The sequence below is a fragment of the Henriciella sp. genome (assembly GCF_049649345.1).
Taxonomy (GTDB): domain Bacteria; phylum Pseudomonadota; class Alphaproteobacteria; order Caulobacterales; family Hyphomonadaceae; genus Henriciella.
In genome coordinates this window covers 1-9,913 of record NZ_JBARZC010000550.1, presented here as the reverse complement: position 1 = coordinate 9,913, position 9,913 = coordinate 1, and the positions used below count along the sequence as shown (strand labels likewise).

Sequence of the window (9,913 nt, the reverse complement as noted above, 5' to 3'; positions counted from 1 at the left end):
ACAGCGTGGCTGCGAACCAGGCGGCGATTCTGCAGTACACGAACGACGCTGAAGCATTCCTGTACCAGCGCGGCGACGAGAATATCGCGTCGATCACGCAAGGCTCCGATGGCGTCGCGCCCTGGGCCTTTGTTGGACAGAACGGCACCGGCAACTCTGCCTCTGTCACGCAGAACAGTGACGGCGGTAATGTGACGGTCAATCAGGGAACGTACAGCAATACAGCCGATCCCTATTCGCCGGACTCTTCCGACAATGAAGTGACTGTGAATTCGTCAGGTACGAACCCGATGATCACGGTGACCCAGCTCGGTCAGGGCAATGTCGCCACGATCAATGAGGATGGTATTGATGGGACAATCAATGTCACGTCGAGCACCTTCCTCAACACGGCCTATGTCGACCAGTACAGCACCGCCGGATCGGCAACGATCGATCAGGTCGGGGCGGGTCTGAACATGGCTTCGATCTGGCAGGCTTCCGACGACACCGGAAGTTCGGCCCTGATCAACCAGACCGGAAATGGCGGCACGTCCAGCATCGAGCAGCGCGACACCGGTCTGCTCGGCGGGGGCAACACGGCCGTCTCGAACCAGTCGGGAAGCAATTGGGGCAGTGACCTGATTACGTCCAGTATCCTTCAGGATGGCACCGGTAACACGGCGTTTGTGGATCAGTCATCGGCTGTCGCAGCGTCGACGGTCGAGCAGGTCGGATCGACCCATACGGCCAATGTGAGCCAGTAGGAGTACCCGGTTATGACCGCAGTATTGCAGATCATGTCTCGCTTTGCTGCGGTCATTCTGGCGACCTTCTGTCTCTCCGGTGCCGTTGCCTTCGGGCATGGCGGCGACGATGACGGCCATGATGAATATGCCGCGCTGAGCGGCGACCCGATCGCCGATTTGCTGAATCAGGATTTCAGCGAAGGGGCAGGTGATGGTGAAAATGGCGAGTTCAGCTATGAAGGCTCGCCCATCGACTACAAGAAGTTCGATACCACGCCCGGCAATGAGGCGGTTGTCATCCAGAGGGGTGACGACAACGCCATGACCGCCTTGCAGGATGGGGAGGACAATCTGATCGTCTCCGTCCAGGAATCCTTTGGCGGCAACAATTTTGCCGACATCATTCAGTCAGGCAATTATAATGAATCCGCCTTGCTCCAGTATGGCGATACCAATTTCTACGATCTGGAGCAGAACGGAAACAACAACGTCTCCATGGCCACCCAGTATGGGAGCGGAAATGTCTTCGAACATGTCCAGAATGGAGATAATATGGGATTCGCGATCACCCAGTATGGCGGGTCTGCCGTCTCTGTGACGCAGACTGGCAATTAAGGCGGATACTCCCATGCGCGGCAAAATCCTCATCCTTTCCCTTCTGGTCGGAGCGTCGCTGCCGGCCTCGGCCGAGAATGAAAGCCTGATCGGACAGATCGGTGATAATCAGACCGACACCGGCGAGCGCAGCAACGCCAATCTGAACCAGATTGGCCGGCGGGCTGTCGAAGCTGGCAAGCTAGTTGACCAGATCGATGCCGCGGCCGCCAATGGTGCCGATATTGACGAGAGCAGTGTCAGTGAGGCGCTGCCGTCGAACATGTACGCCGACACCTGCCTGCTTTCGCCGCGACAGGAGGCGCTTGTCGATTATCTGAAGGCGGAAGGCCGCGTGTTTGGCGACAGTTGCGAAATGCTGAGCTGGCTTGATGGCGGCGATGGCGATGACCCGTCAGAGCGCGATCTGTTCAATGTCATTTTTGGCCCGGAGGCCCAGCGCGTCAAACAGGCCGAGCTTGACCGGCGCGAACAGGAACAGGCTGAGCTCGAAGCGCGCGCCCGCCTGCTGGAAGCCATCAATTCACGCCCGGCGGGTGGCCGCTAGCCGCGACCCAGGGTCCTGTCATGCTCCCAAGCGGGGCTGAACGTCGCCGCAAATCAATTCCCGACGCAACGTCAGCATGGACAAGGGCCAGTCCCGGTCTGCTAGACCTGTGACAGGCAAGCGGACGAGGCGGCATGACACTCCCCAACACGATGCGCGCGCTGAGCGTCGAGACGCTGGCTGACGATTTCAAAGGCTGCGCGATAGTCGAACGGCCTGTGCCGCAGCCGGGCGAAGGCGAGCTGCTGATCCGGATCCGCGCGGGAAGTCTCGGCTTTCCGGACCTGTTGATGACCAGGGGCGGCTATCAGCACAAGCCTGATCTTCCCTTCATTCCGGGCGGAGATGTTGCCGGCGAGGTGGTTGCGGTCGGCGATGGCGTGGATGCGTTCAGCGTCGGCGAGAGGGTCGTCACCGGCGGGCTCGGCGGCGCTTTCGCCGAATATGGCACCTATCGCGCGCGCCGGACCCGGACCATTCCGGAGCATCTGGGATTTGCAGAGGCCGCGTCTGTCGGATCGGCCTATATCACCGCTTATGTTTCTCTCGTGAGGCGCGCCAACATCCAGCCCGGCGAGTGGCTTCTGGTGCACGGCGCTGCGGGCGGTGTGGGGCTCGCAGCCGTGGACCTTGGCAAGCATCTGGGCGCCAGGGTCATTGCGGCGGCCTCGAGCGAGGAAAAACTCGAGACGATCAAGGCCGCCTATGCCCCTGATATAGTTCTCAATTCGTCGGACGGGTTTCGCGAACAGGTCAAGGAAATCACTGGCGGCGGCGCGGATGTCATCTACGACCCTGTCGGCGGGGACGTATTCGATGAGAGTGTTCGCTGCATCGCCTTTGATGGGCGGCTGCTCGTCGTTGGCTTTGCCTCAGGCCGCATTCCGAGCATCACGGCCAACATGCCGCTGATCAAGGGATTTTCGGTCGTCGGGGTCAGGGCTGGCGAGTATGGACGCAGATTTCCCGAGAAAGGCCGCGAGAACATGGAGGCGGTCTGGAAACTGGTGGCCGACCAGGCGGTGACGCCGCACGTTCACGCCGTTTACAGCCTCGATGACTGGCGCCAGGCCTTTGCCGAAATGGAGGAACGCCGCGTCGTGGGCCGGGTCATCATCGATCCGTCGCTGTGACGTCGTGCCCATAAATCCAGTCCAGTCTGGAGCGAACCAGTCCGGGCATCATCCGGCCGGCAAGCCACATCGGGCCGTAGGTCGAAAGCTGGGACAGCGGCGCGCTTCTGTGGAACACGCCCATATTGCCACGGGACGCGGCCTGCATGCGGGCGGTGCGCGCAAGGCGGCCGCCCTGATAGGCTGAGAGGCCGTCTTCGATGGACGCTGCGCCGTCGAGACAGGCCGCCAGCACCCACGCGTCTTCAATCGCCATCGCCGCTCCCTGCGCCTGAAAGGGCAGCATCGGGTGACAGGCATCCCCGAGGAGGGTCGCACGGCCATCGGTCCAGCGAGAGAGCGCGGGCCGGTCATAGAGCGCCCATCTGAAATGGGTCTCGGCCTTGTTGATGATCTCAGTGAGGGTACTGTCCCAACCGGCAAAGTCTGCCAACGCTTCGGCCTTGCTGCCGGTCTCTGACCAGCTTTCCGACATAGGTTCTGCCTGTTCGACAACGCCGACGAAATTGACGAGCGCGCCCCTGCGCAGAAAATAGGTCACGGCGTGCCGGTTCTTGCCAGCCCAGACACAGGCCGTGGGCGGTGGAGGGCGGTCCAGATGCGCGACCGGTACAACCATCCGCCACGCAATATTGCCGGTATAGCGGGGCGAATCGGGGCCGAGCATCTGTTCGCGAATGGTCGAATGAAGCCCATCGGCGCCAATGACGAGATTGGCAGTGAGCGGTTCGCCGGCCTGTGTATAAACGATGGCACCGTCCCCGCCATGATCATAGTGCGTGATCCTTGCGCCGAGTGAGATACCGATATCGGGATGGCTCTGCGCAGCCTCAGCGAGCACGCCGAGCAGATCGGCCCGGTGAATATGAAGATAAGGCGCGCCCCATCTTGTCTCGGCTGCGGCCCCGGCCGGGATACGGAATACTTCGCGGCCGGAGCGGCCAAGGCGCAGCTCCAGGGCCTCAGGCTCGAAGGAAACGGCGCGGATCGCATCTTCGAGGCCAAGTGCGCGCAGCACTTTCATCGCATTCGGACTAAGCTGCAGGCCGGCGCCGACCTCCCTGAATTCCGCGGCTGCTTCAATGACATGACAGGTCCAGCCTTGCCGGGCGAGTGCCAGCGCGCTGGTCAGCCCGCCAATGCCGCCGCCGACAATGATTGCGAATTTCGCTGAGCGATCCATGCCCCGTCCTGTCTGGCCCATTGGTCTGGCTCTATCAGGGCCCGTCTGACCTGTCTTCCCGGTTTTGCTTGCCAGACCGCGCGATGCTGCCCATTCTGGCGCGAGTCTGGGAGGGCAACATGATTTTTCTCATCGCAGGGCTTATCGTCTTTTTCGGGCCGCACCTGTTTTCCACATTCCGCTCGCGCGAGCCTGGCAAGGATCTGAGGGCGAGGCTGGGGCAGGGGCCATATATGGGTCTCTACAGCCTGGTCGCGATCGCAGGGCTTGCGCTCATCGTCTATGGCTATGGCGCAATGCGCCCGGCCGCGATCATCTGGCAGCCGCCGGTCTGGACGACACACCTGAACATCGTGATTCAGCTCCTGGCCTGGCCGATCATTTTCGCCGCCAATTTGCCGACGGGTTACATCAAGAAAACGCTGAAACATCCGATGCTGGTCGGCGTGAAGCTCTGGGCCGTGGGCCATTTGCTGGCCAATGGTGAGCTCAACTCCATCATCCTGTTCGGCGCTTTCCTCGCTTATGCGGTGATTGACCGGATCGCTGTGAAGAAACGCGGCGACAATGGCCCGCCGGCCAGCGTTCAACCGAATGTGACGGGCGATATTCTGGCCGTTGTGATTGGCGTTGGCCTGTGGGCTGCGATGATTTTCGGCCTTCACCGGATCCTGTTCGGCATGCCTGTTCTAGCGCTCTGATGGCCGCGCAAGCGCCGATCCGACCGGAGGCGCGGCGGCCATGATGGCGAGGCCAAATGGGAAGAGCGCACCTTTGAAAATGTTGAAACTGTCGACATAGTCGGAGACGGTCACACCCATCACGCCGAGGGCGAAAATACTCTCAATGGCCAGCAAAACAGCCACGCCGCCAACTCCGATGGCCCAAGCCTGGCCGAGTTGCCCCGCGCGCCGCCGCCCGATCATCCAGCCAATGATCGCGATCGGCACAGTCACCAGCGGAAATTCGATCCAGTGGCCGGGCTCGTCCCCAAAGCGCGGTATAAGGACGATTTCGCGGAGCGCGCCGAAGACAAATCCGATCATAAAAGCCAGGCCGCCATAGATGGCGACCAATATCCAAAGCGGATGCTCACGACGTCTCATCCTCAGTGTCTCTACATGAATTCTTGTGGTTGCGCAGGTGGCGCGCTAAGGCACTTGCCATGTCGAAACAAACCGAGATACGGCGCAAGACGGTGCGCGATATCGCTGCGGCCAAGGGCGGCCAGCCGCTTGTCTGCCTGACCGCCTATGACGCGCCGATGGCTGAAATCATGGACCCGCATTGCGATGTCATCCTCGTCGGTGACAGTGTCGGCATGGTGGTGCACGGCCTGCCATCAACCGTTGGCGTGACCATGGAAATGATGATCCTGCATGGCCAGGCCGTGATGCGCGGATCCGATCAGGCCTTTGTCGTCGTCGACATGCCGTTTGGCAGCTATGAGACAAACGCCGACCAGGCCTTCCTGAATGCCGCGCGCCTGATGCAGGAGACAGGCTGCCAGGCCGTCAAGATCGAGAGCGGCGCCTATGCGGCCCATCAGATAGAGCATCTGGTTGAGCGCGGCGTGCCGGTGATGGGCCATGTCGGCCTTCGCCCGCAGGCGATCAATGTGGTCGGCGGCTTCAAGGCGCAGGGCCGAACAGGCGGCGAGCGCGACCGTGTCATGGCCGAAGCAAAAGCCGCCGAGAACGCCGGGGCCTTTGCCATCGTCATCGAAGGCGTGGCCGAAGATCTGGCCGAGGAGATCACCAGGGCCGTCGCCATTCCGACCATCGGGATCGGCGCCTCAGCGGCGTGCGACGGGCAGATTCTGGTCACGCAGGACATGCTCGGCCTGTTCGACTGGACGCCGAAATTCGTGCGCCGGTACGGCGATGTCAGAGCCGGAATAGAGAAATCCATCGAGGGCTACGCTGCAGATGTGCGCGCTCGCAGGTTTCCCGGCGCAGCGGAAACCTACAAGCTGAGTAAACCCTGAATCGAACCGCTTTCACGCGTTGCCGCAGGCCTGACACGCGGTTAGGGTGCGCCCAAGAATCCGGGATGAAATGGAGAAGGCCAATTGGCTGATATCTTTGAGGAAGTCGAGGAAGGCCTTCGCCAGGACAGGGCGGCGCGGCTCTGGAAGAAGTATGGAGTCTTCGCCTATATCGCTGCCGCGCTCCTGATTGGCGGCGTCGCGCTGAACGAGTATCTGCAGTACAGCAAGGCGCAGTCGATCGAAGAGAGTGCGATGCAGTTCGAGCAGGGCGTCGATGAGCTTGCCGAGCAGAACTGGCAACAGGCCTCTGCGGCTCTGGAACCGCTCGTGTCTGAAGACACCGAGATCGCACCGCTGTCGGCGAATTATCTGGCGCAGGCCCGCCTCGAAGGCACGGCCGACATGGCCTCGGCTGTCGAAGCCCTGGAAGCGGCCGCCAATACCGAAACGCCGATCGGCAAGCTCTCCCTCATAAAGGCCGCCTATCTCAAATCGAACTCGATGAGCCGGGCCGAGCTTGAGACCTATCTCGGCGCGCTGACGAATGACCCGTCGGCCTTCGGCGCCCTGGCGCTGGAGCTGATCGCGGCAAAGGCCGTGGCCGAAGGCGACATCGAATTTGCGCGCACCACATTCAATGAGTTGCGCTTTCTCGCCAATGTGCCGCAGGGCGTCGAGCAACGCTCGCGCGCGGCGCTCGCTGCGCTTCCGCCAGCCGTATCCACACCAGCTACACCGCAAGACACTGCGTCAGAAACACCTGTCGAGCCTGTGCAGGATGAAGCGGAACCGGGGCCAGGGGCCACCGACGGAGACCAACCAGAATGACCATCCAAACCTATACGAAACTGGGCGTCATCGCGTTGCTCAGTGCCTCGATCGCAGGCTGCTCCTATTTCAGTGGCCAACGGGCCGAAAAGGAACGTCTGACCGAGGAAGAACGCGCCGGCCGCATTGAAATGGTGCTTGGTGACGAAGCGCTCGAAGCCGATCCTGAGCTTGCCTCCACAGCCGTGACCCTTCCCGAGGCCGAAGCGCTGACAAGCTGGCCGCAAGCCGGCTCTACAGCGACGAAAACGGCAGGCCATGTTGCGGCTGCGGCCAATCTTGAGCGGGCCTGGCGGGTCGATGCCGGCGCAGGTTCGAACCGCAAGTCGGCTCTGACCACACCGCCCGTGGCCAGTGAAACCGCGATTTTCGTGATCGATTCAAAACAGACCGTGCGGGCCTTTGACCTCGATACAGGAAGCCGGCTCTGGCAACGAGAGCTCGACTCCGGCAATCGGCGCGACAAGACCGGCATCGGCTCCGGCATCGCCGTTGCTGGTGACCGGCTTATCGTGGCCAGCGGGTTTGGTTTTGTCAGCGCGCTTGATGTCGCCAATGGTGCAGAGATCTGGCGCCGAGACATGGAAGCGCCGATGACCGGCTCGCCGACCATCAAGGATGGCCGCGCCTTCGTCTCGTCGAACAATAATGAAGTCTTCGCGCTCGACCTGAGTGACGGACAGATTGTCTGGACCGATCAGGCCATCGCGGAAACCGCGCGCATCCTCGGCTCGCCGAGCTCTGCGGCGGTTGAAGATATTGTCATCACGCCATATTCCTCGGGCGAGATCATCGCTTATCTCGCCGCGAATGGCCGGCGTCTGTGGACTGAAGCGCTGTCGCGTCCGGGCCGGTTCACGCCGATCTCCTCGATCAATGATATCGCCTCGCGCCCGGTGATTGGCGGCGGGCTCGTCTTTGCCGCCAACCAGTCCGGTGTCATGGCGGCCATCGATGGGCGTTCGGGCAACCGCGTCTGGGTTCAGCCTGTCGGCTCGACGTCCGCGCCTGCGCTTGCTGGCGAATATATCTTCGTGTCGGGCACGAATGGCCAGATTGTCTGCCTGTCGGCGGCGACCGGCCAGATCTACTGGGTCAAGCAGCTTCGCGAGTTCGAGAAACAGGAAAAGAAGAAGAACCGTATCGCCTATGCCGGACCAATCATTGCGTCCAACCAGGTGCTGGTCGTCTCCTCGCGCGGCGAGCTGATCGCACTGTCGCCGCAGACGGGTGAGCGGATCAGTTCCATCGACCTTGGCGACGCGGTTTATCTTGAGCCGATTTCGGTGGGCGATAAGGTGTTTGTGCTGACAGATGATGCGCGCCTGATCGCGATCCGCTAAGGGCTGCGCTCGCTCTATGATCGACGTCTTCCTGGAGGGAGCGCGCCATGCCTTTGAAAATCGCCATTGTTGGCCGCCCCAATGTCGGCAAGTCGACGCTGTTCAACCGGCTTGCGGGCAAACAGCTCGCGCTGGTCGATGACCAGCCGGGCGTCACGCGGGACCGCAAGGAAGCAGCCGGCCGCCTCGCTGACCTGCCCCTCATCCTGATCGACACCGCTGGCTTTGAGGACGTGCATGACGATTCCCTTGAATCGCGGATGCGCCGTCAGACCGAGATTGCGATCCGCGAGGCCGAACTTGCGCTCTTCCTGATCGATGCGCGCGAAGGCGTGACCCCGATGGATGAGCGGTTCGCCAATGTGCTGCGCAAGGCGGACCTGCCCATCGTGCTGGCGGCCAACAAGGCAGAAGGCCGCCAGGGCGACATCGGGCTGGCCGAAGCCTGGTCGCTCGGTTTTGGCGAGCCTGTGGGCCTGTCCGGGGCTCACGGTGAGGGTATGGGCGATCTTTATGGCGCCATCCGCACCGCGCTGGGCGAGGAGGCATTCGAGGCCGCATTCGCCGAAGATGACGCCGCCGAGGGCGAAGGCTTCGACGACGAGATTCTGGACCGGATGGCCGAGATCGATGTCGATGACCCGAACCTCAGCGAGGACGAGCTGACCGCTGCGCTCGAAGCGGCCGGCATTGATGACGCCGCCGAGGCCGAAGCCCAGCTTGCCGCGCGTGAGGAAGCGCGCAAAAAGCCGATCCGGCTTGCGATTGTCGGGCGCCCGAATGCGGGCAAGTCGACGCTGATCAACCAGTTGCTGGGTGAGCAGCGCGTGCTGACCGGCCCTGAAGCCGGGATCACGCGCGATTCCATCTCCGTCGACTGGATGTATGAAGGCCGCAAGGTGAAGCTGGTCGATACGGCGGGCCTGCGCCGGAAGTCTCGCGTGCACGAAAAGCTCGAACGCATGTCGACGGGCGAAACGGTTCGCTCACTGCAATATGCCGACATCATCGCCCTGGTCATGGATCCCGATGACGCCTTCGAGAAGCAGGACCTGCAGATCGCTGATCTTGCCGTGCGCGAGGGCCGTGGGCTCGTCTTCGTGATTTCCAAATGGGACACCGTCGAGAACCATGCGCAGAAGATGCGCGAGCTGAGCGATCTCGCCAAACGCTTGCTGCCGAACGCCAAGGGCGCGCCGCTTGTAACGCTGTCAGGCCTGACGGGCAAGCGGGTGGACCGGTTCATGCCGGCGGTCGCCAAGGTTTACGATGACTGGTCGGCGCGGGTGAAGACAGGGGATCTCAATCGCTGGCTGCGCTACACGATCGAGCGCCATCCCCCGCCATCGGTTCACGGCAAGCGGATCAAGCCGCGCTACATGGCGCAGATGAAGGCGCGTCCGCCAACCTTCGTGCTGATCGCCTCACGGGGCGACCAGATGCCGGAACAATACAAGCGCTTCCTGGTCAACGGTATCCGCGAGGCGTTCGACATGCCGGGTGTTCCGATCCGGCTGTTCGTGCGGCAGGGGTCAAACCCCTATGC

Annotated in this window: 10 protein-coding genes and 1 pseudogene; 9 read left to right on the top strand and 2 right to left on the bottom strand. The window is 61.9% G+C overall.

The window, feature by feature from the left end:
* The 4 genes and pseudogenes from WA989_RS15230 to WA989_RS15215 form a co-directional block, all read left to right on the top strand.
* Positions 1-746: pseudogene (locus tag WA989_RS15230) on the top strand (hypothetical protein); the annotation flags it as partial.
* Positions 747-758: 12 nt separating this feature from the next.
* Positions 759-1,343 carry a hypothetical protein gene (locus WA989_RS15225; protein WP_424341331.1) on the top strand — a complete coding sequence of 195 codons (585 nt, stop codon included), beginning with the start codon at positions 759-761 and terminating at the stop codon, positions 1,341-1,343.
* A 13-nt stretch (positions 1,344-1,356) separates the two neighbouring features.
* A complete protein-coding gene (locus WA989_RS15220; protein ID WP_424341330.1) occupies positions 1,357-1,890 on the top strand; it encodes a hypothetical protein in 534 nt (177 codons plus the stop codon).
* A 134-nt stretch (positions 1,891-2,024) separates the two neighbouring features.
* A complete protein-coding gene (locus WA989_RS15215; protein ID WP_424341329.1) occupies positions 2,025-3,023 on the top strand; it encodes an NADPH:quinone oxidoreductase family protein in 999 nt (332 codons plus the stop codon).
* Here WA989_RS15215 and WA989_RS15210 read toward each other — a convergent pair.
* Positions 3,004-4,206, bottom strand: a complete 1,203-nt coding sequence (locus tag WA989_RS15210; protein ID WP_424341328.1) for an FAD-dependent monooxygenase — start codon at positions 4,204-4,206, stop codon at positions 3,004-3,006. The genes WA989_RS15215 and WA989_RS15210 overlap by 20 nt on opposite strands.
* Positions 4,207-4,325: 119 nt before the next feature.
* Here WA989_RS15210 and WA989_RS15205 point away from each other — a divergent pair, with 119 nt between their 5' ends.
* Positions 4,326-4,907, top strand: a complete 582-nt coding sequence (locus tag WA989_RS15205; protein ID WP_424341327.1) for an NnrU family protein — start codon at positions 4,326-4,328, stop codon at positions 4,905-4,907.
* Here the strand turns inward: WA989_RS15205 and WA989_RS15200 are convergent.
* On the bottom strand, positions 4,896-5,312 hold the full coding sequence (locus WA989_RS15200) for a hypothetical protein (RefSeq protein WP_424341326.1): 417 nt from the start codon (positions 5,310-5,312) through the stop codon (positions 4,896-4,898). The two genes, WA989_RS15205 and WA989_RS15200, sit on opposite strands and share 12 nt — an antisense overlap.
* Before the next feature lie 59 nt (positions 5,313-5,371).
* Here WA989_RS15200 and panB point away from each other — a divergent pair, with 59 nt between their 5' ends.
* From panB to der, 4 genes are all read left to right on the top strand, one after another.
* Positions 5,372-6,193 (top strand): 3-methyl-2-oxobutanoate hydroxymethyltransferase, encoded by an 822-nt coding sequence (gene panB / locus WA989_RS15195; protein WP_424341325.1) that lies wholly within the window; start codon positions 5,372-5,374, stop codon positions 6,191-6,193.
* A gap of 84 nt (positions 6,194-6,277) precedes the next feature.
* Positions 6,278-7,024, top strand: a complete 747-nt coding sequence (locus WA989_RS15190; protein WP_424341324.1) for a tetratricopeptide repeat protein — start codon at positions 6,278-6,280, stop codon at positions 7,022-7,024.
* Positions 7,021-8,367: a PQQ-binding-like beta-propeller repeat protein gene (locus WA989_RS15185; RefSeq protein WP_424341323.1), complete on the top strand. Its 1,347-nt coding sequence runs from the start codon at positions 7,021-7,023 to the stop codon at positions 8,365-8,367. The genes WA989_RS15190 and WA989_RS15185 overlap by 4 nt, the downstream gene beginning before the upstream one ends.
* 47 nt (positions 8,368-8,414) lie before the next feature.
* A partial coding sequence (der, locus tag WA989_RS15180; RefSeq protein ID WP_424341322.1) for a ribosome biogenesis GTPase Der occupies positions 8,415-9,913 on the top strand: 1,499 nt, incomplete at its 3' end.